The sequence below is a fragment of the Paenibacillus qinlingensis genome, from assembly GCF_013204845.1.
Lineage (GTDB): Bacteria > Bacillota > Bacilli > Paenibacillales > NBRC-103111 > Paenibacillus_E > Paenibacillus_E qinlingensis.
In genome coordinates, this window is record NZ_JABMKY010000004.1 from 238859 (window position 1) to 263850 (window position 24992).

21 protein-coding genes, 1 riboswitch and 1 other annotated feature are annotated in these 24992 nt (G+C 45.2%); of the genes, 16 read left to right on the forward strand and 5 right to left on the reverse strand.

Translation table 11 applies throughout. From position 1 onward, the window contains the following. Positions 1 to 108 precede the first annotated feature (108 nt). From HQN88_RS10710 to HQN88_RS10750, 9 genes are all read left to right on the forward strand, one after another. A complete protein-coding gene (locus HQN88_RS10710) occupies positions 109 to 984 on the forward strand; it encodes a 5'-3' exonuclease (RefSeq protein WP_173110879.1) in 876 nt (291 codons plus the stop codon). A gap of 384 nt (positions 985 to 1368) precedes the next feature. Then, the gene (locus HQN88_RS10715; protein ID WP_173110881.1) at positions 1369 to 1545 is read left to right on the forward strand and encodes a hypothetical protein; all 177 of its coding nucleotides are present in this window, start codon (positions 1369 to 1371) and stop codon (positions 1543 to 1545) included. A 117-nt stretch (positions 1546 to 1662) separates the two neighbouring features. Next, on the forward strand, positions 1663 to 3003 hold the full coding sequence (locus HQN88_RS10720) for an ABC transporter substrate-binding protein (protein ID WP_173110883.1): 1341 nt from the start codon (positions 1663 to 1665) through the stop codon (positions 3001 to 3003). Positions 3004 to 3205: 202 nt separating this feature from the next. Then, entirely contained in the window at positions 3206 to 5023 is a 1818-nt protein-coding gene (locus HQN88_RS10725; RefSeq protein WP_173110885.1) for a sensor histidine kinase, read from the forward strand. Continuing rightward, positions 4998 to 6605, forward strand: a complete 1608-nt coding sequence (locus tag HQN88_RS10730) for a response regulator transcription factor (RefSeq protein ID WP_173110887.1) — start codon at positions 4998 to 5000, stop codon at positions 6603 to 6605. The genes HQN88_RS10725 and HQN88_RS10730 overlap by 26 nt, the downstream gene beginning before the upstream one ends. Positions 6606 to 6730: 125 nt before the next feature. Further along, positions 6731 to 8059: an ABC transporter substrate-binding protein gene (locus tag HQN88_RS10735; protein WP_173110889.1), complete on the forward strand. Its 1329-nt coding sequence runs from the start codon at positions 6731 to 6733 to the stop codon at positions 8057 to 8059. A gap of 63 nt (positions 8060 to 8122) precedes the next feature. Continuing rightward, complete coding sequence (locus HQN88_RS10740; RefSeq protein ID WP_173110891.1) at positions 8123 to 9001, forward strand: carbohydrate ABC transporter permease; 879 nt, start codon at positions 8123 to 8125, stop codon at positions 8999 to 9001. Beyond that, positions 9001 to 9819: a carbohydrate ABC transporter permease gene (locus HQN88_RS10745; RefSeq protein WP_173110893.1), complete on the forward strand. Its 819-nt coding sequence runs from the start codon at positions 9001 to 9003 to the stop codon at positions 9817 to 9819. Before HQN88_RS10740 ends, HQN88_RS10745 begins: the two co-directional genes overlap by 1 nt. 18 nt (positions 9820 to 9837) lie before the next feature. Next, positions 9838 to 11949, forward strand: a complete 2112-nt coding sequence (locus HQN88_RS10750) for an alpha-galactosidase (RefSeq protein ID WP_173110895.1) — start codon at positions 9838 to 9840, stop codon at positions 11947 to 11949. Positions 11950 to 11996: 47 nt separating this feature from the next. Here HQN88_RS10750 and HQN88_RS10755 read toward each other — a convergent pair whose 3' ends face one another. Beyond that, the gene (locus HQN88_RS10755) at positions 11997 to 12845 is read right to left on the reverse strand and encodes an AraC family transcriptional regulator (RefSeq protein WP_173110897.1); all 849 of its coding nucleotides are present in this window, start codon (positions 12843 to 12845) and stop codon (positions 11997 to 11999) included. A gap of 177 nt (positions 12846 to 13022) precedes the next feature. Here HQN88_RS10755 and HQN88_RS10760 point away from each other — a divergent pair, with 177 nt between their 5' ends. Further along, the gene (locus HQN88_RS10760) at positions 13023 to 14507 is read left to right on the forward strand and encodes a tagaturonate epimerase family protein (protein ID WP_173110899.1); all 1485 of its coding nucleotides are present in this window, start codon (positions 13023 to 13025) and stop codon (positions 14505 to 14507) included. A gap of 59 nt (positions 14508 to 14566) precedes the next feature. On the opposite strand, the gene HQN88_RS10765 is transcribed toward HQN88_RS10760, so the two are convergent. Further along, positions 14567 to 14878 carry a hypothetical protein gene (locus HQN88_RS10765; RefSeq protein WP_173110901.1) on the reverse strand — a complete coding sequence of 104 codons (312 nt, stop codon included), beginning with the start codon at positions 14876 to 14878 and terminating at the stop codon, positions 14567 to 14569. Positions 14879 to 14930: 52 nt separating this feature from the next. Next, entirely contained in the window at positions 14931 to 15224 is a 294-nt protein-coding gene (locus tag HQN88_RS10770; RefSeq protein ID WP_056609472.1) for a DUF3055 domain-containing protein, read from the reverse strand. A 205-nt stretch (positions 15225 to 15429) separates the two neighbouring features. Here HQN88_RS10770 and HQN88_RS10775 point away from each other — a divergent pair, with 205 nt between their 5' ends. Together HQN88_RS10775 and tyrS are read left to right on the forward strand one after the other, a co-directional pair. Beyond that, the gene (locus tag HQN88_RS10775) at positions 15430 to 16443 is read left to right on the forward strand and encodes an HRDC domain-containing protein (RefSeq protein ID WP_173110903.1); all 1014 of its coding nucleotides are present in this window, start codon (positions 15430 to 15432) and stop codon (positions 16441 to 16443) included. Positions 16444 to 16508: 65 nt separating this feature from the next. Next, positions 16509 to 16772 (forward strand) — a binding site (T-box leader). A gap of 59 nt (positions 16773 to 16831) precedes the next feature. After that, positions 16832 to 18088 (forward strand): tyrosine--tRNA ligase, encoded by a 1257-nt coding sequence (tyrS, locus tag HQN88_RS10780; RefSeq protein ID WP_173111589.1) that lies wholly within the window; start codon positions 16832 to 16834, stop codon positions 18086 to 18088. Between the two features lie 74 nt (positions 18089 to 18162). On the opposite strand, the gene corA is transcribed toward tyrS, so the two are convergent. Together corA and HQN88_RS10790 are read right to left on the reverse strand one after the other, a co-directional pair. Beyond that, positions 18163 to 19101 (reverse strand): magnesium/cobalt transporter CorA, encoded by a 939-nt coding sequence (gene corA / locus HQN88_RS10785; RefSeq protein WP_173110906.1) that lies wholly within the window; start codon positions 19099 to 19101, stop codon positions 18163 to 18165. 302 nt (positions 19102 to 19403) lie between these two features. Then, on the reverse strand, positions 19404 to 19631 hold the full coding sequence (locus HQN88_RS10790) for a hypothetical protein (protein ID WP_173110908.1): 228 nt from the start codon (positions 19629 to 19631) through the stop codon (positions 19404 to 19406). A gap of 241 nt (positions 19632 to 19872) precedes the next feature. Continuing rightward, positions 19873 to 19999: riboswitch (SAM riboswitch) on the forward strand. 116 nt (positions 20000 to 20115) lie between these two features. Between HQN88_RS10790 and metA the strand changes: the two genes are divergently transcribed. The 4 genes from metA to mqnC all read left to right on the forward strand — a co-directional run bounded on the left by metA (position 20116) and on the right by mqnC (position 24716). After that, complete coding sequence (metA, locus tag HQN88_RS10795) at positions 20116 to 21060, forward strand: homoserine O-acetyltransferase MetA (RefSeq protein ID WP_173110910.1); 945 nt, start codon at positions 20116 to 20118, stop codon at positions 21058 to 21060. Positions 21061 to 21098: 38 nt separating this feature from the next. Then, positions 21099 to 22268: an aminotransferase class I/II-fold pyridoxal phosphate-dependent enzyme gene (locus HQN88_RS10800; RefSeq protein ID WP_274318758.1), complete on the forward strand. Its 1170-nt coding sequence runs from the start codon at positions 21099 to 21101 to the stop codon at positions 22266 to 22268. Next, a complete protein-coding gene (locus tag HQN88_RS10805; protein WP_056609485.1) occupies positions 22265 to 23443 on the forward strand; it encodes a trans-sulfuration enzyme family protein in 1179 nt (392 codons plus the stop codon). Before HQN88_RS10800 ends, HQN88_RS10805 begins: the two co-directional genes overlap by 4 nt. A 136-nt stretch (positions 23444 to 23579) precedes the next feature. Continuing rightward, entirely contained in the window at positions 23580 to 24716 is a 1137-nt protein-coding gene (mqnC, locus tag HQN88_RS10810; RefSeq protein ID WP_173110914.1) for a cyclic dehypoxanthinyl futalosine synthase, read from the forward strand. Positions 24717 to 24992 lie beyond the last annotated feature (276 nt).

The following is a 24992-nucleotide window of genomic DNA, read 5'->3' on the forward strand; positions in this document are numbered from 1 at the left end:
CATTGGTAACTTTTGCTGATGGCGGGTTTTTGCGTGTCGGGAATCGGTATGCCGTGCTATACTGATTGTAATGAATTCATATCTTCACAGGAATGGGAGCTATTATTAATGTCACAAAATTCATCTGAAACTGTGCTGCTCGTAGACGGCATGGCCTTATTATTTCGCGGTTATTATGCAACATCATCAAGCGGTTATATCATGAGAACGGATCATGGTGTGCCGATTAACGGTGTCTACGGATTTCTGAAATATTTGCTTGATGCAATCGGCACGTTCAAACCGACTCACGTCGTCTGTTGTTGGGATATGGGAAGCAAGACTTTCCGCACGGAGAAATTTGAAGCTTACAAAGCGAATCGTGGACCTGCTCCCGAAGAGTTAATCCCACAATTTGACCTAGTCAAAGAAGTGACAGCCAGCTTCAGTATTCCGAATGTCGGCGTACCTGGTTATGAAGCAGATGATTGCATCGGCACCTTGGCTCGTTTCTACAGCCCCCACACGAAAGTCCAGATTTTAACCGGGGATCATGATATGCTCCAGCTGGTGGATGAGAATACCGAAGTTATCATTATGAAAAAAGGGCAATCCAACTACATGGTGTACACGCTAGAAACGCTCATGGAGGAGAAAAGCCTAACCCCAGCTCAAATCATTGATCTGAAGGGGTTAACGGGGGATACCGCAGATAATTATCCAGGGGTCAAAGGGATTGGGGAGAAGACGGCAACCAAGTTGCTCAATGAATATGTGAACATTGCCGGTATTCTCGAGAACTTAGCTGCACTTCCAAAGGGTGTGCGTGCGAAGATCGAAGCGGAGCTGGATATGCTGCATCTTTCGCTGGATCTGGCAACGATTCGCTTGGATGCGCCGGTTGCTTGTGCGCTAGAAGATTGCGCGTGGGCGATGGATCGGGAGAAGGTCATTAGCAAATTCGATGAAATTGCGTATAAGGGATTAGCGAGATTAATCGGATAAGTGATCAAGTAAGGGACAGTGCCTGTAATCGGGTACTGTCTTTTTTTCTAGAAAAGCCAAGCCATGCCCCTTATTGAATAAGGTGTGATTTGTGGCATGCTGGTAGCGGGTTAGGTAGGAGTAGATAGAAGTAGATAGAAGTAGTGTGGTCAGTTGAATAGCTAGATTTCAAATTAATGTAAAAAATACAGTTAATTTTGCTGATTATTATTATTTCTAGTGAATAAATGGAAATTATACAGCTAATTTGAGAAGAATTGCTCGTTTGGTGGGTTTTAGCGGAAATTAGCTGTATGAAATCCATCTATTGCTCCGAAATGGCGCTAACCAGCAATAATAACCACATAAAATCCATTTATTTTGTTTGATGCGGTGGAGGAAGGTTTGGCTGTAGAAGTAGAATTTGAAGTAGAAGTAGAAGTAGAAGTAGAAGTAAAAGTAGAAGTAGAAGTAGAAGTAGAAGTAGAAGTAGAAGTAGAAGTAGAAGTAGAAGTAGAATTTGAATTTGAAGTTGAGATAAGGGCCGCTGGAATAAGGTTACTGAGTTCACACGTAGCGTAAACGGAAAATTGAACAAAGAAGACGGTTTTTTTAATTACCGAATGTTAATTTTTAGCAGATAATAGAAATGTAAGCGATTACGGTTTCCGAAATGTACGTACAAAGGGGAGAAAAACCATGAAAAAGGCAGTAGTTACATTCATGTCATTATCCATGATTTTCACAGCAACCGCTTGTTCTTCGGGTACTTCTAGTAACCAAAGTGGAGGAGCTACAACAGCGCCAACAACAACAACGACTCCTAGTGCAACTGTCAGTACAAGTAAGGATCCAGTAAAGCTCCGCATGGCCTGGTGGGGCGGTCAAGCGCGCCACGATTATACGCTGAAAGTTATCGAAATGTATGAGAAAGCACATCCGAATGTGAAAATTGAAGCTGAATATGCGGCTTTCGATGATTATTGGAAGAAACTAGCGCCTCAAGCAGCTGCGAATCAACTGCCAGATATTATACAAATGGACATCTCTTATTTGACACAATACGGTGGAAGAAACCAATTAGCGGATTTGACACCTTTTACGAAGAGTAAAATTCTTAACGTGGACGATGTAAGTCCAAATGCAGTTTCAGGCGGTCAAGTAGGCGGGAAGCTCGTTGCTATGAACTTAGGGGTTAATGCTTTAACCAGCATGATGGACTTCGAGATGTTGAAAAAGGCAGGTATTACGCCTCCTGAGAAGAACTGGACATGGAATGATTTGGATGAGATTACGGCTAAAGCCAAAGCAGCGGGCAAAATCACGGGCGGCTTCCGAGATGATGTATTCTTCCCCTATTACCTGCGTACACTTGGTCAAAAAATGTATAACGCAGAAGGGACTGCCCTTGGTTATACCGACGATAAGCTGTTTGTTGATTATTTCAATCGCTCTCAGAAATATTATGACGCTGGTAGCGTGCTGGCGCTTGATAAAGCTGCGCAAAAGAAAGGCACACCCGAAGATGACGAGTTGACATTGGGTAATTCCATTTCATCCAACGGGTGGTCTAATCAGTTCATTGGTCTAGCTACGGCATCTAAACGTGAGCTTGTCCTGCAGCCAATGCCAGGCCCGGATGCAAACAAAGGGTTATTCTTGAAACCAAGTATGTACTGGTCCATCTCAAGTAGTTCCAAAGCACAAGAAGAAGCCGCTAAATTTATTGATTTCTGGATTAATGATATTGAAGCAAATAAAATCATTAAAGGCGAGCGCGGAGTACCAGTAGCATCCAAAGTAAAAGAAGCTTTGAAACCGCTGTTAAGCCCAAATGAAATAAAAGTTTTTGACTACGTGGCGTGGGCTGAGAAAAACAGCGCGCCGATGGATCCTCCGAACCCAGTCGGTTCCATTGAGATCGAGAAGCTGCTTAAAGATACCGCTGAGAAAATCATGTACAAGAAAATAACGGTTCAAGAAGCGGCAACATCTTTCCGTAAAGAAGCTACTACGATTTTGGACAAAAATAAAAAGTAACTTGAGGTTTTAATAACAGGTACCCAGCGTCTAAACACGTACAAGAAGTGTTTAGACGCTGGGTACCTGTTTAACGTTTTTCATTACCAAAAATTTGAACATCAAGAATACAAAAAGTTGAATTGTAAGAAGCGGGATAGATGTTACAATGTGGTATAATCGATGGAATTTTATTTGGAGCAAAAGGGGAAGTTGGGATGGCATGATCAGATGGCTATTTATTAATCGGAGCATACGTACCAAAATTGTTTGGAGCAGTGTCCTGATTTCCTTGATCCCTATGCTGGTACTCTCCATGATTTTTTATAAATCAAGCACGCAGTCTTTGGAAAATTCGATGTTCCGAAGCTCAGACCAGAATGCGGAGTATTTATCGGGGTATCTAGATCAATATTTTAGCAATATATCTTCTTCTGCTCTGCAAATATATGGTTTTGAACGCATTCTAAATCTCATGGAGCATGGGGCTAATTATAATGATGCCGACATCATATTGCTCAGAGAATCCATTAAAAATTATAATTTGCTCATTCAAAATAAAAATAAAGACATTATTAAGATTATGATTTTTGGCAAAGAAAACAAGTTAGAAGATTCTTGGTCAAGAGCAGCTAGCTACGAGTCTGTCAAAATAGATCAGAGCATTCCTCATTACAAGGAGATGCTCGATTTGCCATTTCAGCAAGCGCTCATGTTTACGTATAAAGACGCAACCTTACAACAGGATTTCTTCGTGTATTCAATTCCAATTTATGATCCATTCTACCGAACGAAGTTCGGTACGCTCATTTTCTATATCCAGAGCAAGGAATTAGGCAAAATGATTGAAGCGAACAATCATTCACCGAATGTCATCGTATTGCAGAATGCCAGCGGCGAGCCCTTTTATCAGACCAATGGCCAATATGCTGAGATCGTACCGAAATACGAAAAACCGGAGTTCAACTCGCAAAATAATCCTAAGGACATCCAGTTTATGAAGAAGAAAGATTTACTTGTCGGTACATCCCACCTCAATTATGGCAATATTGCGCTTTCGATCATATATCCGAACCCTGAACTGGAACAGAACCGCAGGAACATTCTGCTTACGACTGTTGTGGCGTTTATTTTCGTAATGCTGAGTATTTCACTGCTTTCAATTCTCGCGCAGCATTTCATTACCCGACCCATCAAGCTGCTGGGAAAAGCGATGAAAGCTGTTCGCAAAGGCAATTTTCATGTCAGTCTTCAGCAGAATACCAATTATCGCGATGATATCTCGGAGCTAACGAGTAATTTTAACTTCATGACGGATAAAATCCGCGAGCTAATTGAATCCAAATACGAAATGCAGCTACGCAATAAAGAAGCGCAGATTCTTGCATTGCAAATGCAGATTAATCCGCATTTTTTATACAACACGCTTCAGACGATTGGTGGGAAGGCTGTACTGATAGACGAATATGAAATTCACGAAATGTGCCGTGCTTTAGGCGATATGTTCCGTTATAGCTTCTATGAAGGCAATGTTGCATCGACGATAGGTCAAGAGCTTGCGCACGTGAATAACTACTTGTACATCCAACAGCTTCGCTTTGAGGAGACGCTGCAGATTGAGTTCGACGTTGCGGCTGATCTGATGGACTGTGCCATTATTCGATTCGTCATGCAGCCAATTATAGAGAATGTCATTGTACACGCGTTTAGCAAGCGGGAGGAGGAGCAGTCTCTTCGGATTGGCTTGAGCGTGCGGCGGGAAGCGGATTCCGTTGTACTGACGGTCCAAGATAACGGACCTGGTATTGATACCGAAAAGCTGCTTGCGCTGCGGTCATCGTTTGAGAATAAATCGTCTGACGTCTTCTACGGTGTATCGATCGGGCTCAAGAACGTTCATGAACGAATAAGACTGGTTTATGGAGCACCTTTTGGCCTAGACATCGAGAGTGAGATGGGCATCGGGACGACGATTCGTATCCGAATTCCTTACAATCATAATGGAGGTGACAGCTTTGTACAAAGTAATGGTCGTGGATGATGAATCGTTGGGAAGGAAATCTGTTTGTAAAATGATTAGTGAGCTTGTTCTGGATGTGGAGGTTATTGCAGAAGCGCGGCATGGCGAAGAAGCGTTGGAGCTTATTCGGATTAGCAAGCCTCACATTATTGTAACGGATATGAACATGCCAGTCATGAACGGTCAACAGTTTCTCGAAGCTTTGTACACGAACTATGCTGAGATTAAGGTGATCGTCATTAGCGGCTATTCCCAATATGAATATATGAAAGCTGCAGTCACTTATCAGGCTTGCGAATATGTGCTGAAGCCGGTCTCCTTGTCGGATTTGAAGGGGGCTTTAGTGAAGGCCATGGAGGCCAGTCACAACCATTTGACACTGCAGCAGCAAAAGAAATTCACGCAAGACATGTGGCAACTCCGCAGAGAGGTGTTCCTGGGGCATGTGACCAGCCGGCGTATCACGAATGTGGCTGATATTCAGTCCCAAGCGGAAGAACTTTCACTTTCCTGCGTTAGAGGCAGTTTTAGATTAGTAGTCTGTATGTTTCGGAAATTCCATGACATTTCCACAATGAAATTTCATGGCAATGCAGATTTGTTAATGTACAGCATCGAAAATATCTTGCCCGAAGTCCTCACCTCAACCGGTCAGGACGTTGCTCCGTACATCTACAAATCAGACGACAGAATGAGTCTTTGTTTGTATGTACCTGATTCTGCCTACGATGAGTCACAGATCCAAGATTTGCTCACTTCCTTTCATAACGCGATAAATCAGATGCTGCAGCTAGATGTGGTCGCTGGTTTAAGCGGTCTGTTCAGTACGTTGGAGCGTTTGCCGGATGCTTTTGACACAGCCAATGAGCAACTGAGAAACAATGTGCTTCATGCGACCTGTTTCTCGCTGAGCTCTCCAGAACAAGCAACATCATCGACACCTGCTGGGTCGGAGTTGTTAACGGTATTTGAGCTGAAGACCCTGCAGCAAGCGCTTGCAGCAGGGAATGGGGGCGAGTGTCGCGAACTGCTGCGGAATTTTCTGCACAAAGCGGAAAAACGGAGTGGACTGACCATACGTGAGGGGCAGCGGACACTTAAAAAGCTAACAGAGATAGCCGCTGCTGAAATGACAGAAATGGCTCTTGCGTATCCGCAGCTTTTTGATGCTCGATCGGTTACTAGTGTCGTGGATGACAGTCAGTTCAACCACTTTCTGGCACAGTTCACGGATGCTATGGAGGAATATCATGCGAGCAAGGGTACGGCCCCGTCTGTTCATTCCATACACGAGATTGCTGCTTATTTGGATACGTATTATTTTGAAGACATCAGTCTGATCGACATTGCCACACGCTTTCATCTGGATCCAAGTTACCTGAGTAAGCAATTTAAATCCGTGACCTCTGAGAATTTTATCGAGTATGTGACGCGTAAGCGGATGGAAAAATCTTGTGAGCTGCTCCATGCGTCCGAATATAAAATTAACGAAATTTCCGAGCTTGTGGGTTATGAGAATCAACGTTACTTTAGTCAAGTATTCAAAAAGTTCACGGGACAAACGCCTTCGGAATACCGAGAGAAGTATACGGCGAAGACGTAATACCAAAATTTTGAACATCAGAACGACAATTTATTTTATTACGATTCCTTCTTTCTACGGGTAAGATAGGATTCAGAACGAGAGCTCACAGTTCTAAACCGAAAACGAGGAAGAGGGGTAAAGATATGAAAAAGATGGCAAGTGCAGGTGTTTCGGCAACGATGGTGGCCCTTTTATTATCAGCTTGCGGCAGCGACGGCACTGCGACAAGTACGGCAACGCCAGCTGCAAGCAGCGAGAATAAACCTGCTGCTACGGCAACGGCAAAAGTAGAGAAGCCTGTAACAATTTCCTTTATGCATTTCAAAAGTGATGTCACGGACGGTGTAGCCAAAATCGTCGAGCAGTTCGAAAAGCAAAACCCTAACATTAAGGTCGAGGTTCAGCCTGTTAAATATGATGATTACTACACGTTACTCAAAACGAAAATAGCTAGCGGCGACATCGTAGACGTATTTACGTTAAATGCAGGAAGCAATACAAAGCTGCTGCATGACGGCGGGTATCTCGAAGATTTGACGGGGAAAGATTTCATGTCCAACTTCGATCCGAGCATACTGAAAGCGCAAGCGACCGACGGCAAAAACTATATTATGCCAGTTAACGCTACACCGATTGCCGTATTTTATAACAAGAAAATATTCAGTGATCTCGGGCTCCAAGTTCCTAGAACGTACGATGCGATGATTGCTGCAGCCAAAAAAATAAAGGAAGCGGGCAAAACTCCTTTCGCCCTTGGCTGGAAGGACAACTGGACGTTAGCCATGTGGTTGAGCCGAGATCTGCCGAGTAACACGGTCTTGGTCGAGAAACAAGCGGACTTCTTCACCAAAGTGGAAAAGGGCACAGCGAAATTCGCTGACAACCCTGCGTCCAAAACGGTTATCGCACATGCACAAGAGTTGTTTGACCTTGGTAACAAGGATCAGCTTGGTGTCGATTATAACGGTGTTGTTGACCTCTTCTCCAAAGGCGACGTTGGTATGATGTACATGGGTACATGGCCATTAGCGGATATTCAGAAGAAAAATCCGGAATTGTATAAAACAGGCATTGGCTACTTCCCGTATCCGTTCAGCAATGATGAAAGCTTGAATAAGCTTGAATTCAACCCTGATGCCTCTCTTGCCGTGAACAGCAAATCAGCGAATAAAGAAGCAGCGTTGAAATTCCTTTCATTCATGGCCAGCAAAGAAGGCGGAGATGCCTGGGTGAAAAATATTAACTCGCTTAGCTTTGTCAAAGGCGCGTCAACAGACATCGCGCCAGCGGTTAATGATCTTAAGCCGTATTTTGATAAAGGATTAACCTATGATTCTCAATCCTTTATTACCTCGACAATTGATTGGAACTCACAATTTACACAATATGTTCAAAAGGTGTTTTTCAAGAAAGCAACGCCTGAACAAATCATTAAGGATCTCGATGACTGGGTTGCCAAAAACCACAAATAACGAAAGCGTTATAAAGGCATAGGCTTCTGCCTATGCCTTTATTCATGAGAAAGGGAATAACTTATGGGAAATATGAAACGAATGATCCGTGGTGAGTTCTGGTATGTTCTGTTCCTTATTCCGGGTATTCTGTTATTTACGTTAGCAGTTCTCATTCCATTTGTGATAGGCACGCGGTATTCCTTCACAAGTTGGGACGGTGTTTCACGTAAGCTGACGTATATTGGCTGGGAAAATTACGTGCATGCTTTTCAAGACTCGGATGTATGGGCCGCGCTTGGAAATACGTTTAAATATGCATTTATTTTAATGGTACTGGTGAATGTGCTATCTCTTCTACTGGCATTGCTTCTGGATTCTTATTTGAAGTTTAAGAACGTGTTTCGGACGATTTTCTTCCTGCCGAGCATTCTCTCTGTTGTATTATCTGCATTTATTTGGAAATACAATTTCAGCACAGGTTTTCCCAAATTGCTGGCCATATTCGGATTAGATGTGACCAGTCCACTTGGTAATCCGGATCATGCTTTGTTCGGATTGATTCTTGTAGCCCTGTGGCAGGGCGTGGGAGCACCTATGATTATCTATATCGCTGGTTTACAGGGAATTCCGAGCGAGCTTGTAGAGAGTGCGAAAATGGACGGGGCTGGAGTAGGCCGAGCATTCTGGCATGTGACATTACCGCTGCTTGCGCCCTCGATTACGATCAATCTGCTGCTCGTGTTGACGGGTTCACTCAAAGTGTTTGATCTCGTTTGGGTAACCACGCAGGGAGGGCCGGGCTTTGCTACGGAGGTCATTACAACGTTTGTCTATAAAACAGCGTTTAACTCCTTTAAAGCAGGTTATGGCATGGCGTTATCGATGATTTTCTTCGTCATTTTGGTCATCGTCACGATTGTGCAATTATCCATTTTCAGAAGACGGGAAGTGGAAATGTAATGAAAATAACGCGATACAGCACGTTCGCTGCGATTGCAATTCTAGCTATTCTGTTTGTGTTTCCGATGTATGTCGCATTACTGATGTCGCTCAAAACAGCGAAGCAAACCTTCGATTCCTTTTATTCGCTTCCGACAAGCTTGAATTTTGCGAATTACACGCATGCGTGGAGTACATCCAAGTATCCCGCAGCACTGTTAAACAGCTTAGCTGTAACGGCCATCTCCGTTACGCTGATTATCTTCGCTTCAGCACTGGCTGGGTATGCCATAGCGCGTAGAAATAAGCCGTTTTATAGCTTTATCTTTATTTTGTTCCTCTCGGGTATGATGGTCCCTTTTCAAGTCATTATGCTGCCATTGTATCAAATTGGAAAATCATTTCATCTTGTAAATTCACATTGGGGGCTAGCGCTGATCTACGGCGGTTTCGGTGTGCAGATGGGCGTACTGTTTTACACAGGTTTCGTGAAAGGAATTTCGCGTGAAATTGAGGAAGCCGCTAGGATAGATGGCTGTTCGACACCAGGTATTTTTATCCGCGTTGTGATGCCATTGCTCAAACCGGTTACAGCTACGGTTCTCGTACTTAATGTGTTGTACATTTGGAACGATTTCTTACTTCCACTACTCTACCTACAAGATAAAAATTACCGCACGATTCCACTGCAGCAGTACTTTTTCTTTGGTCAATACAGCAGTGACTTAAATCTGGCTTTTGCTTACGCGGTTATGGGAATGATTCCGATTATCATTTTTTTCTTGTTCATGCAGAGATTCATCATTAAAGGGATTGCCGCTGGCGCGATCAAAGGATAGTACAAGGAGGCAATTGAGGTGCCTATAACCTATTTGGAAAAAGAAAACATCTTCGAAATTCGCACCGCTCAATCATCGTATGTGTTTGGGATCAATGAGAAAGGTACGATTCAGCATTTGTATTGGGGAGACCATATTGAGGCTTCGGAGTGCGGATATCTACTGGTGGGCAGGTTACACAGCTCCTTCGACGCGGAAATCGATCGGGAGACGGAGGAGTATGGAGGATGGGGCGGATGCAATTATGCGGAGCCAGCGTTGAAAGTTTCGTTTGCAGACGGTGTACGGGACTTGAGGTTGGGGTATAAAAGTTACCGAATTGTAAGCGAAAATGAAATTGTAATTCGCATGGCAGATGCCTACTATCCGTTATTTGTAGATGTTCATTACAAGGTCTTGCCCGCTTATGATCTCATTGAGCGATATGTGCAAGTGCATAATGGGCTGAACGAGTCCGTTCGCATAGAGCAGATCATGGCGGCTGTTTGGACGGTACAGGCTCTGCCTGATTACCGCATGACGCATGTGACAGGTCGCTGGGCAGGTGAATATCAATTAAGATCGACAGTCTTATCCGAAGGGAAAAAGGTGCTGGAATCACGCAGAGGCTTCACGGGCCCACACGCTAATCCATGGTTCGCCATTGATAATGGACAAGCGGACGAAACATCGGGGCGCGTTTGGTTCGGAGCTCTTGGTTGGAGCGGAAACTGGAAAATCGTTGCCGAGAAAACGACATTCGGGCATGTGCGAATTGTTGGAGGCGTGAACGATTTTGACAGCTCCTTTGTGCTCGCACCGGGGGAAGTATATGCTTCTCCTGTATTTGTCGGCGGATTCACATCTGGTGGATTCGGTCAGATGAGCCGTAATCTGCACCAGTATCAGAATGATTATGTGCTGCCCACAAGTAAGCTGCGCAAAGTGCTGTACAATTCGTGGGAGGCGACGGAATTCGCTGTAACTGTGGAAGGGCAAAAGGAGCTGGCCCAGCAGGCAGCTCGTTTAGGTGTGGAGCGTTTTGTTGTCGACGACGGCTGGTTCGGCGAGCGCCATAGCGACCGAGCGGGCTTAGGCGACTGGTATGTCAATGCAGAGAAATTCCCCAACGGTCTTGAGGAGTTAATCGACCACGTAAAGGGACTAGGCATGGAATTCGGGTTATGGGTCGAGCCGGAGTCTGTCAATCCGGATAGCGACTTGTTCCGAGCACATCCGGAATGGGTGTATCAATTCCCGACACGCGAAGGTACGCAGCTGCGCAATCAATTATTGTTGAACTTGGGGCTGCCAGAAGTAAAACAATTTGTCCTCCATTTCATGACGACCTTACTTACAAAGTATGATATCCGGTTTATCAAATGGGATATGAACCGAACCGTGACAGAGCCAGGCACGATGGCCTCATGTCAGGATGCTGATGGCTCTATGTGGATCAAACATGTCCATCACTTGTATGACATTTGGTCTGAACTCAGGGGACGCTTCCCCCATGTGGAATTTGAGACTTGCGCGGGCGGCGGTGCGAGAATTGATCTAGGCATTCTCCGCTATGCCGATCAAGCATGGATTAGTGATAACACGGATGCCCGCGACCGTTTATCCATTCAGGAGGGGTTCTCCTACGCCTACAGTCCTTCTGTCATGATGTGTTGGGTGACGGAATCACCACATGGCTTTAACGGCAGGAGTCTTCCCCTATCCTATCGATTCCATAGCGCAATGATGGGCGGTTTAGGCATTGGGGCGAACATCAGCAAATGGTCGACGGAAGAATTGGATGAAGCGAAGAGATATGTGGAGCTATATAAGGAGATTAGGCCTGTTATTCTCAATGGTGATTTGTATCGGCTGTCATCATTGCGAGATTCAAATGTAGCGGCTTATCAGTATAACAGTACGGAACGGAATGAGAGCATTGTTTTTACATTCTTGCAATCGCAGCATTTTGGCTCTGAAGTGCGGCATTTGCTTCTACAGGACCTTGTGTCTCATGCCGCCTACGCGGTGACTATAGATGAAGGTGAACCCTTTGTCCGTCATGGCTCAACACTCATGAATCTCGGCCTTGCTGTAAGCTTGCGTGGTGATTATAAAAGTTTAATGATCCGTATTAAACGATTAGATTAGTTAGAAGAGAAGCCCGCATGATGCGGGCTTTTTTATGTTCTGCCTAGCTATGTCAAAACAGCTGACTGCCGATATCGCAGCGGGGTCATTTTTGTCATTTGACGGAACACACGTCCGAATTGCACGAGGGAACCGAAACCGACTTGCTCTGCGATCACGATGACTTTGAGCCTCGTCGTAGCCAGCAGCCTCTGAGCTTCTTGTACACGAACGAGATTCACATATTCAACCAATGAAAATCCTGTGATTTCCTTAAACATCCGGCTCAAATAAGCAGAGCTGATTTCGAATCGTTCTGCAAGCTCCTCAAGTCGCATCGGTTCAGCGAAATGGTCGTTTATAAACCGTACAATCGTGGATATTTTCCGGTGAAGGGGAGATACGTGCTCGGGTGAAGTGACGGGATGTATGCGAACGAAACGTGCCGTGAATAACAACAACTCGATTAAAAAGTGCGTTATGGCAAAAGTTTGCCCCATCGCAGGCTCCTTGGCCTCATGAATTAACTTGCCTAGCATCTCTTCAACAAGTCGCCGAGTAGGCAGATCGAGCCGCAATACAGGCGTATCATGCGTGAAAGCATCCAGTAAGAAAGGTGCTGCTTCTTTCGTGTTTTCCAATAGGCTGTCGCTAAAATTAATGACGACTCTCGCATGACCGAGTTTATCTGAATCGGAAGTGGCATGAAGTTCACGTCGATTGATGAGAACCAAATCTCCTGGAAGAATGAGATAGGAACGATCGCGTATGAAATACATGCGTTCTCCCTCGTATAAATAATAGAGTTCATACATATCATGCATGTGCTGAGTTCTCTCGAAAGGGCCAGTGCGATGAATATGCTGGATGTAGAAAGGGCCTTCATCTTCATTGCCGAAGGTGACGGTACGTGACATAGGCGCTGCTCCTTGTTTGGAAATGAGGTAACTGAAGTATATCATAAATACCAGTAAAAAATATGAATAGTTTTTGCGGAAAATAGGAATAGATGAAGAGAAAACGCTCCTAACTTGCGATAAAATGAAGGTATAGATGGAATCGCAAACGCTTGCACAAATAGGAGGAAATTGAACATGAACGCACTTATAGAAGCAGTACGCGCAGGAAAAGTAAATGAGTTCTCATCCGAAGTTATTAAAGTGTATGCGTCTTCCCTAACGCAAGTGGGAGATACAACATTGCTGATGGTACGCACAACAGAGGGGAAACGACTAATCATCGTGGGTTCTGGCGAATTGTTTGACCAGCTGCAAGGTGAAATCGTAGACGGCGAGAAAGTAGCTCCACTCACACATGAAAATCGCTTGATTATCAATCAATTTTTACCATACACAGCGCCACAAGCGTTCGGAACACAAGTAGCGACAATGGGTTTAGGCGATCGACTTGGTATCGCAAGTCCTGGTCATATCCAAACGATCCGCGGTAAAGATATTCGTCCTGTTTTGGCGCAACAAAGTATTCGTGAGCTTGCGTTGACAGGCCGTACCTATGAGGATGTATTGGATGCAGCGGCTTATGCGGTTCTGCAAGAAGGATACACCGACGGATACGGTGCTGACGGCGACCACTTGAAGAAAGAAGAGGACATCGAGTACGCGTTGCGTCTTGGTTTTACGATGTTGACACTAGATTGCTCCGAGAATATCGACAATACGATTGAATCCTTGAGCGAAGCAGAAATCGCAGCGAAATACGAGCAACTGCCAGCTAGCTTGCGCAGCCGCTATGAAGAGCGCTACCTGCAAACAGCAGCGAATGTACCGGGAGCTACTCTTGCCTATACAGCAGAAGCTTTGAAGAAAGATGTATTAATTTATGATGCAGCCATTAATTTCATGGAAGCGATCTATCGCAAGTATATCGTTACACTTGATCGTGCGGTTGATTTCGAAATTTCCATTGATGAAACAGCGACACCAACTTCCCCTGAGGCACATTACTTGGTAGCCAATGAATTGCGTGATCGTGGTGTTACAATCTTCAGCATGGCGCCACGTTTCTGTGGGGAGTTCCAAAAAGGGATCGACTACATCGGAGATATCGCGCAATTTGAGCGTGAGCTAGCTAGTCATGCAGCGATTGCTGTTCATTTTGAATATAAGCTAAGTATCCATTCCGGCAGTGATAAATTCAGTGTATTCCCATTGATTGGACAATACACGAATGGCCTATTCCACATCAAAACAGCCGGTACAAATTGGCTTGAAGCGGTACGTGTTGTAGCAAAAGTGAATCCTACGCTCTATCGCCGTATGCACCAATATGCCCTTGACCACTTCGTCGAGGCAACAGCGTACTACCACGTAACGACAGATATCAGCGCAATTGCTCCACTTAACGAAGTAACTGATGCGGGGCTGCCAGATTACATGGAAGAAAACAATGCGCGTCAATTGCTGCATATCACGTATGGACTGCTTCTTCAAGCGAAAAATGAAGAAGGAAGCCGCACATTTGCGGACGAATTCTTCCAAACATTGGCTGATCAAGAAGATACCTTCGCAGAAGGATTACGTCATCATATCGGCAGACACTTGGAACTGCTTGGTAAATAACGAAGTGAACAAAAAACGCCACGAACACCCGTCAAAGGGGTGTTCGTGGCGTTTCTCGTTTAGGACAAGCCCTCAGTAGACTCTCCGATTGCATCATCTGCTCCAGGATAGTCCCTTGTAATACCTTCGTGCAGCTCACGATTCTCATAAGCAAAACGGTTGGTAGGGCGTTGATCCTCTCGCCAAGGGGTGCTTTTTCCCAAGGATTCTGACATCATACTTGTGCCGTACGGCCCTTCGGGGAACTCCTCGGGGATCATATCGTTCCGTTGGGATTCTACGGTCTTGAGGTCTGTGTACGCGGCGAGGCGGTCCTCTGAGAGGAAGCCTAATCCTTCTACATGGTTACGCTGTGATGACTTTTTGGGCATGGATAAGCCTCCTTTTCAGGTTATGCTTTTTCCAGTGTCCCCCGCCAATCCCTTAAATATCCGTGAAATGTATGGAACCGATAATTTGGGATAAAAATTCGGTAAGCTCTTGAGCTTGTTCTTCGTTGATCTTAAAGACATGCTCGAGGTAGCCTTCTTCGTTCAAATCGTCCGGCCCAATCACAGCGCTGCGGCCCGATTGCAAATCGATGACCAGCTTCTTGCCATAATAACGGGTAGTGGTCATGATAGCGAGGTCAAAACGGTGTAAAGCATTGCCAACGAAACAGACAAAACGCGTTGTTGTTTCTTCTTGATGATCATATAAAAAGTCATAATCAGACATGAGGGCCCTCCATTCTCTTTCTAGTATGGGTCTATTATAACCGATAAGGGTCTGGTGGCAAAACGGTTCTTGCGCCTAACTGACAAACATGGTATGATTTGGATATTGGAAATGGGAAGCACCTTTTCTGCCTAACGGGCGGAAGAGGTGCTTTTTCGTTTTTCTCACACACATTTCATAAAAACGTCTGGAGGCATGGAAAGAGATGAACATTGTATTTTTGAACACGTTAGAGAAGAATTCGGGGGATGGGCAAGTGATTTCCGCACAGGTTTCTATTGTCGAGGAACAAGGAATTTGGAGCGTGTATTGGAGTGAACCTGACTTGGTTGGTAAGCTTGCGCAAGATGAATGGTTCCAAGGTATTAGCTGGGATGAGATGCTATTTGCGTTCCGGCAGGGCTTACGCGAGAAAATTCGAAGCGGCTTCCGGCCATTAGTTCACACGGAATTAGATCTTACGCAAGGTCTATCAGGTAAAGCGAAAATGACACAAATGCTAACGTATTACTGTGAGGAGAATCCGAATGAAGAGGTGTTTGAATCACTGCGTGCATGGCGCCGTGAGCAGGCTGCTCGGGAGAAGAAGGCACCATATATCCTCGCAACGAACCGTGTCCTACGGATGATTTCCGTGTTCTTGCCGCAATCGAAGGAAGAGCTTCAGCAAATTCCCGGGTTTGGTGAGCAGAAAACGGCGCAGTACGCTGATCAATTGCTGAGCCGGATTGGCGAATGCTCGTCCACGAACGGTTTTCCCTTGGATTGGGTTACCAACTATGTGGATACGGTGAAGTTTGAGGGTTGGCTACTCGCACAGAAGGAGCAGAAGCTGCGTATTGAGCTTGATCGTGAAGTCAGTAAACGCAAGCTGTTAGAAATCGTTGCTGGAGGCGGGAGCTTGGCCGATCTTCAGGCCAATCTGACGATGCCGCGCAGAGAATTACTGTTGTGGGTAGAAGATTTGGATCGTGAGGGCTACGATATGGATCCCCTCGTGGAAGCTGAACTTACTTCCATTCCTGAGGAAGAGCAGATTAAAGCGTGGAATGCGTATGAATCCGAAGGTGATCGCTATTTAAAACCTGTTCTCAAGAGTCTTATCGGAACGGAAGAACTGAAGGGGAAAGAGCTAGACCGTGCCTATGAGTGGCTGCGTCTGCTTCGCTTACGTTTTCGCAGAGAGAAGGAAAGAAATGCGATCCAAGCCGCTAGTTAATGTGCATTGACAAAGACCTGTGGGATATGATTAAATGGTCAATAATCTAATATCCGTCAAAGCGATGACGAACATGGGCGAAGCCCGAAGTAGGAGAAATGCCGCTGCTGCAGAGAGTCGGTGGAAGGTGCAAACCGATGCAAGCATATTGTCCGAATTACAGTTCTGAGTTGGTGGAGGGAACGTGCTCTTCCGAGCATTAGTAGCTTGCACCCGGCAAATAATTTGTCGTTAATTTTCTAAGTGAAAGAGAAGTGGCATGCCAGTAGGGCGTGCAACCAATCTCTTTAATTAGGGTGGTACCGCGAGACAACCTTCTCGTCCCTTTGTGGACGTTGAGGTTGTCTTTTTGTTTTCTTTTTAACCAATTGAATGGAGGGATCGTATGTTGTCATGGGATAAGCTTACTTCAGAACAGCAGCAACAAGTTGAGCATCAATTGCGTATTCTCAAACGCGGGGCAGCGGAAATCGTGCCGGAAGAAGCGCTGAAGATGAAGATTATGAAGGCGGTTGTGACAGGAACACCACTCAAAGTAAAGCTAGGACTAGACCCCTCTGCACCAGATATCCACATCGGACATACGGTCGTCCTGCACAAGCTTCGTCAGTTCCAAGATTTGGGGCATGAGGTGCAGCTTATTATCGGTGATTTCACGGGGCGCATAGGCGATCCGACAGGGAAATCGGAGACACGTAAACAGCTTTCAGAGGAAGATGTGAAGCATAACGCGCAGACGTACCAGACGCAGCTAGCCAAGGTATTGGATCTAAACAAAACATCCTTCTACTATAACTCGACTTGGTTAGGTGAACTGCGCTTTGATGATGTGCTAAGACTAGCTGGTAAAGTGACGGTTGCTCGCATGCTGGAACGAGATGACTTTGCCAAGCGGTATGCGGCGAATCAGCCGATACATGTGCACGAATTTTTCTACCCGCTTATGCAAGGCTACGACTCAGTTTCTTTAGAAAGCGATATTGAGCTGGGGGGAACCGATCAGACTTTTAATATTTTGATGGGGCGTACACTTCAAGGAGCCTATGAGCTCAAAGAAGGTCAGGTAGCGATCTTAATGCCGTTGCTCGAAGGGTTGGATGGCGTTCAGAAGATGAGTAAAAGCCTGCGCAACTACATCGGTATCGATGAGCATCCGAATGACATTTTCGGTAAAACCATGTCCATTCCCGATACCCTCATGCTCAAATATTTCGAGTTAACGACAGCCTTATCGAATGCGGAAATCGAAGAGCTGGAGCAAGGACTTGAAGCGGGTACGCTCCATCCTAGAGATGCTAAGCTACGGCTGGCGAAATTGTATGTGGAGATGTACCATGGTGTGGAAGCGGCCGAGGAGGCGGAGCAGCATTTTATTACTGTTTTTCAGAAACGCGCTTTGCCAGATGACATTGAGGAAGTAGAGCTAGACAGCAGCCATCTGGAAGCAGGAAGCTTGTCCATTATCAAGCTGTTAGTCAGCTTATCCTTGCAAGCATCGAATGGGGAAGCCAGACGGAGTGTGGAGCAAGGAGCTGTGAAACTTAACGAACAGAAGTTGACTGATATTCATGCGCAAATCGCACCGGTAGATGGCGATATCCTGCAAGTCGGTAAGCGGAAATTTGTCAAAATCAAGCTTACGTGAGCAAGATGCAAAAAAGGTGACCTCTCAGCATTTTGCTTGAAGTCACCCTGTATTTAATAACTCGAATGATCGCTTTATAGCCATTCTTTTTTACGGAAGAGGATATACATGGCAATGCCGAGTACACCCATGAAGGCAAGGACAATTTCATCCCCATGATTGGTTAAATGTAAGCCAAGAATATTATCGAAATTCATCCCGAAAACACCGGTGATGAAGGTCAATGGCATGAAGATCGTTGTCAACGCGGTAAACACGCGCATGATATCATTGGCGCGGTTCGCGAGGCTGGATTGATACGCTTCTCGTAAGTTCCCCATCAGATCGCGCAGCGTATCGAATGTATCGACGATTTTGACGGCATTCTCATAAATGTCGCCGAAATACTTCTGGAGCTGATGATCGATCAATCTGAGCTCTTTTTTACCGAGCGTCCCAATGACGTCACGTTGCGGCACGAGTACTTTTTTCAACCATAAAATTTCAGAACGAAGACCGATAATCTCATTCAAATGTGACTTCTTCGTCGCCATCAGAATATCTTCTTCCAGCTTCTCAATCTTGGCTTCAATTCGGTCACCGACCGCCACATAGTTATCGACGACGAGATCGACCAAATGATATAAGAAACGATCGGCACTGTTTACTTCTTCCTCCCAGAGGAAGGGCTTAAGTGCGCGGAGCTCATTAATTTTTTGCCGTGTTACAGTAATGATGACATGTTTGCTAAGAAATAAATTAAGTGCACGTAAGAAAATTTCTTCATCATCGAAACGAATACTATTAATAACAATAAAATAATGGGAATCATAAAATTCAATCTTAGGACGCTGTTCTTCCTCACTTAGACAATCTTCTACGGCCAAATCATGCAAATGGAATAGAGGTTGAAGTAATTCCAAATCCTCGATCCCCGCATCAATCCAGTAAAAGCCTTGGCTAGGCGGTGTCAGTGCAGCAGTAACATCATCAACTAACGTAAAAATACCATTTTGAACCAACCGTGTTTTCATCTGCCCACCCCTTTGAATGGAATCAGCCGGTTAGTACATCTAGAAGAGCAATGCTCTGGATGATGGATTAACCGACTTCATTCCTACACTTTGAAATTGATTATTCGCCTTGCAGGTACTACTCCTCGGTTCTCCGTCCAAGCGTATGCCCTCCTTTTTCGTCCGTGTCGAATACTTGTCTAGTATACCCGTTCATATATCCTGTTTCAAGCCAAAAAGTTTGATGAAATAAGGGGAATTGTCGTTAAGTTAGCTTATGGAGAATAGGCGAAGTCTGTGCCAAAAAAATAAACCGCCAAAACTTACTTGGCGGCATTTAAAATCTTATTTTTGACGTCGGTATACATTTGAATAATCTCAGGTCCACCGCGCTTCATCAGATCATCTTCGCTCTCAGCTCCATAAACGAGGTGAAGCTGTGAGACAGCGATTTGGGCTTGCTCTAGTGTAGGTTTGTCGGTTTCAATTAAGGCGAAATAACGATGTAAGGAGGCGAATGCAGAGAAATTATCCGATGTTTGGGTTGACATAGTAGCCCTCATTTCTTCAAAAATTCTTATTCGATTAGAAACATCTGCTATGAAAAGCTAATCCTTAGTAATAACCTTGCGTACCTAAACTTAAACAGCTTGCCACAATACAAATTGTATCATTTTTAAGGCGGGTTGGCTACATTTACTAATTTCTTACGATCATTGAAATCGTACAAGTTAACCATCTTGACATTCGTTTAATTTATAGTATGATAATGCTAATCGCATACGTTTTATTTTCTTATCAAGAGTAGGTGGAGGGACTAGCCCTATGACACCCGGCAACCGACAAACCTTTGCAAAAAGGGGAGCACGGTGCTAATTCTTGCGGAAACGCTATTTATAGCGAATCTGGGAGATAAGAGAAGGACATTGACTTTGATTTTTCATGGCCTTTCTCTGATTCCAGAGAGGGTCATTTTTGCATTTCTCATAGATTTTCGAAGAACTTAACCTAAATTAAAGAAGAGGAGTGAACAGGATGCCGATCAAGATTCCTGACAACCTGCCTGCCAAAGAAATTTTAAACCAAGAGAACATCTTCACCATGGACGAATCTGTCGCGTATCACCAGGATATACGTCCACTTCGCATTGCCCTGCTTAACTTAATGCCGACCAAAGAAACGACAGAGACGCAGCTGTTGCGCTTGATCGGGAACACGCCGCTGCAAGTGGAGTTCGTGTTGCTACATCCGAAAACGCACACTTCAAAAAATACGTCCCTCGAACATTTAGATATGTTTTACAAAACGTTTGATGATATTAAAGACGATAAGCTTGATGGTATGATTATTACCGGTGCGCCCGTGGAACAAATGGATTTCGAAGATGTGAATTACTGGGAAGAGCTAACGCAGATTCTTGAATGGAGCAAGCGCAATGTGACTTCCACCCTGCATATTTGCTGGGCCGCTCAAGCAGGCTTATACCATCATTTCGGCGTAAGAAAATATGCGCTTGAGAAGAAGACATTTGGTGTATTCCCACATACAGTGAGTGTTCCCAACACGAAGCTGTTGCGCGGCTTTGATGAAGTATTCAACGTACCGCAATCACGTCACACCGATATTAATCGTGAAGATATCGAGCGATGTCCGGATTTAGAAATTTTATCAGAATCCGATGAGTCAGGTGTATATATCGTCGCAACGCGCGATGGCAAGCATATTTTTGTAACAGGACATTCGGAATATGATGCTTGTTCCTTGAAATGGGAGTATGACCGCGATGTAGCCAAAGGGCTGCCGATCGATATCCCGAACAATTATTACCCGAATAACGATCCGAGCAGACTGCCTTACAACACTTGGAGAGCACATGCGAATTTGCTGTTCTCAAACTGGCTGAACTATTATGTATATCAAGAAACACCTTTTGAATTGACAGTCAACATTAATGAAAGCTGGGCAAGTTCGCAATTGTAAAAATAATCGCACCCACATCCTGAGGAGGAATTCCCTTGTTGAAAATCGAAAGTCGTCTCGCTCAAATTGGCTCTATTGAAGAACCTGTTACAGGTGCTGTTAGCTTTCCTATATATCAATCAACTGCGTTTCGCCACCCTAAGCTTGGGCAGAGCACTGGATTTGATTATGCGCGTACCAAAAGTCCAACGCGTAAAGTACTAGAAGACGCTATTGCTCAGCTAGAGTCCGGAGATGCAGGCTTTGCATGTTCCTCAGGCATGGCGGCATTGCAAACGATTTTCGCCTATTTCAGCCAAGGGGATCACTTGATTGTTTCCTTAGATTTATATGGGGGTACGTATCGTTTGCTTGAAAGAATTATGTCCCGTTTTGGTGTAACGGCTACTTATGTAGATACGAATGATTTGGATGCACTCGAAGGGGCGTATCAGTCCAATACGAAGGGTCTTGTTATTGAAACACCAACGAATCCTTTGATGATGATCACGGATCTTGAACTTGTATGTACGTGGGCCCGTAAAAAGGGCATCGTCTCCATCGTTGATAACACGTTGCTTACACCGTATCTACAACGCCCAATTGAGCTTGGGGCCGATATCGTTATCCATAGTGCGACCAAATATCTGGGTGGGCACAATGACGTACTAGCGGGTCTGATTGTTACAAAAGGGAAAGAGCTTACGGAGCAAATGGCTATTCTTCATAACTCCATCGGTGCTGTGCTTGGACCGCAAGACAGCTGGCTTCTGATGAGAGGAATGAAAACACTCGCTCTGCGTATGGAGCGTCATGAACAGAATGCTACAGCGATTGCCAATTTCTTGCTCCAGCACGAGTTGATCTCAAACGTGTACTATCCAGCGCTTGAATCACACCCAGGATATGAGATTCAGAACAAACAATCCAGCGGCAACACAGGGATATTCTCCTTCAAGGTGAAGGATGCGCGCTTAATTGAACCGATTCTTCGTCATATTAAGCTAATTGCCTTCGCAGAAAGCTTAGGCGGGGTCGAATCCTTGATGACCTACCCAGCTGTACAAACACATGCGGATATTCCGCTTGAAATTAGAGAGCAAATTGGTGTCGATGACCGCCTGCTTCGCTTCTCTGTTGGGATCGAGCATATTGATGATCTGATCGCGGATTTGTCCAATGCTCTAGATGCAGCGCAAGCCGAGTTGGAAGGAGCTTCACAATCATGAGCCATTCATCTTCGGACAAAGAAAAACGCAAAGCACATGGCAAATTTGCCACAAGACTGATCCATTTTGGCGCAGAAATTGATGAGGCGACAGGGGCATCCAGCGTGCCTCTGTATCAGGCTTCAACCTTTCATCAGGCTGATTTGGAAGCGAACCAAGAGTATGACTACACACGGTCTGGTAACCCGACGCGTCAAGCATTAGAGGATTACATCGCATTGCTAGAAGGCGGTACGCGTGGATTTGCTTTTGCCTCTGGGATGGCAGCAATCTCCTCTGCGTTGATGTTGTTGTCGCAGGGTGATCATGTCATTTGTACGGAAGACGTGTACGGCGGTACCTACCGTTTGCTGACTACGATTATGAACCGCATGGGCGTGGAATCTACGTTTGTAGATATGACGAACATCGCTGAGGTAAGAGCAGCTCTACGTTCCAATACGAGAGCCGTATTCATTGAGACGCCTTCGAATCCAACGCTTCGCATTACGGACATTGGGGAGATTGCAGCTTTTGCCAAAGAACATGACTTGCTGACGATGCTGGATAATACGTTCATGACACCTTATCATCAACGTCCCATTGAGCTAGGCATTGACATCGTGCTGCATAGTGCAACGAAATTCCTTGGCGGTCACAGTGATGTGTTAGCTGGACTAGCTGTTGTAGCAAATGACAGCCTCGGTCGTCGCATGAAGCAAATTCAAAATGGTATGGGGAACGTGCTCGGCATTCAAGATTCATGGCTGCTCATTCGCGGTATGAAGACGTTGCAAGCCCGTATGGAAATGTCCGAGAAAGGCGCTCGCAGATTAGCACAATGGCTGACTGAGCAGCCGGATATCGACGTGGTTTACTACCCAGGTCTGCCTAACCATCCAGGTAGAGAAATTCATGAGAAGCAATCGCTTGGTTATGGAGCTGTCGTCTCATTTGATGTCGGCTCTGGTGAGAAAGCGAAGAAGTTGCTAAGTAAAGTTAAAATCCCACTCGTAGCGGTGAGCTTGGGTGCTGTAGAGAGTATCTTGTCTTATCCGGCCATGATGTCACATGCTGCTATGCCGAAAGAAGTACGTTTATTGCGCGGCATTACAGATGGTCTCGTGAGATATTCGGTGGGGCTGGAAGATATCGAAGACATCATTGAAGATCTTGAACAAGCTTTACGCGGTTAAGTGCCGTGGTATTCAGAAATTATTCATATTTAGATAGGAATAACGACTGGAAAAAGCAGCCCTGTGCTGCTTTTTTGGCATGAGTATGGTACGATTAATGGATACGAGCCTTCAGAAAGTAAAGGAGTGAGTTGCAATGAAACCGATCGATCGCATTTTAAATAAAGCACAAGCAGGCGGACGAATTGATGTAGAAGAATGTATTACGCTGTTCGAATCCGATCAAATAGAGAAAATTGGTGACACGGCTAATCAGATTATGAAAAAATGGCACCCAGATCCGATCACGACCTTCGTGATTGGGCGGAATATCAATTACACGAACATTTGTGATGTGTATTGTCGATTCTGTGCTTTCTACAGACCACCTGGTTCCAAGGAAGGTTATGTATTGCCGGATGAAACAATCTTCCAAAAGATTCAGGAGACCTTAGATGTGGATGGAACGGAGATTCTTATGCAAGGCGGTACGAATCCGAATCTGCCATTCAGTTATTATACGAATATTTTACGCGAAATTAAGAAGCGTTTCGATATCACGATGCACTCCTTTTCACCTGCTGAAATTATGAAAATGAAAGATGTTTCCGACGGGCTATCGCTTCAGGAAATCGTTCGGCAATTGCATGAAGCGGGACTTGATTCCTTGCCAGGCGGCGGAGCAGAAATCCTGGATGACCGTACGCGTCGCAAGATTTCCAAGCTGAAAGGCTCTTGGCGCGATTGGATGGATGTCATGCAGACGGCGCACAAGCTTGGCATGCACACGACGGGTACGATGGTTATAGGCTTCGGCGAATCCATGGAAGAGCGTGCGCTACATATGCTGCGTATCCGCGATGCGCAAGACGATGTACTGCTGCAGAAGCTGAACACACCAGGCTTCCTGGCATTCATTCCGTGGACGTTCCAACCGGACAACACAAATATGAAGGCGGAGAAAGTTACGCCTGAAGAGTACTTGAAAACATTGGCAATCAGCCGCATTATGCTGGACAACGTGCCGAACTTCCAATCCTCATGGGTCACAATGGGACCAGAGGTTGGTAAGCAGACGCTGAGCTATGGCTGTAACGACTTCGGCAGCACCATGATCGAAGAGAACGTTGTGTCCGCGGCGGGCACCACGCACAAGGTCAACGTGTCCTCGACGCTGGACATCATCCGTCAAGCAGGCAAAATTCCTGCGCAGCGGAACACGAAGTATCAAATTCTACGCGTGTTTGATGACGAGAATGTGAAGATTGATCGTGATTTTGTGATGCAGAACTAAAATGTGCTAGGTATGATCGACAACGCTTATCTACTATGAAATCCACTCGTGGGATTTGTAGGGATAAGCGTTTTTTGTCGTCGGTGTCAACGACATGGAGGGGCGCTTAATCTGGAGTTAGTCGACAAAACCGACTAACTCGAGTGAATTCAAGGTCCTCCACCCCGAGTTAGTCGATCAAACCGACTAACTCGAGTGAACACGAGGTCCTCCACCCCGAGTTAGTCGACAAAACCGACTAACTCGAGTGAACACGAGGTCCTCCACCCTGAGTTA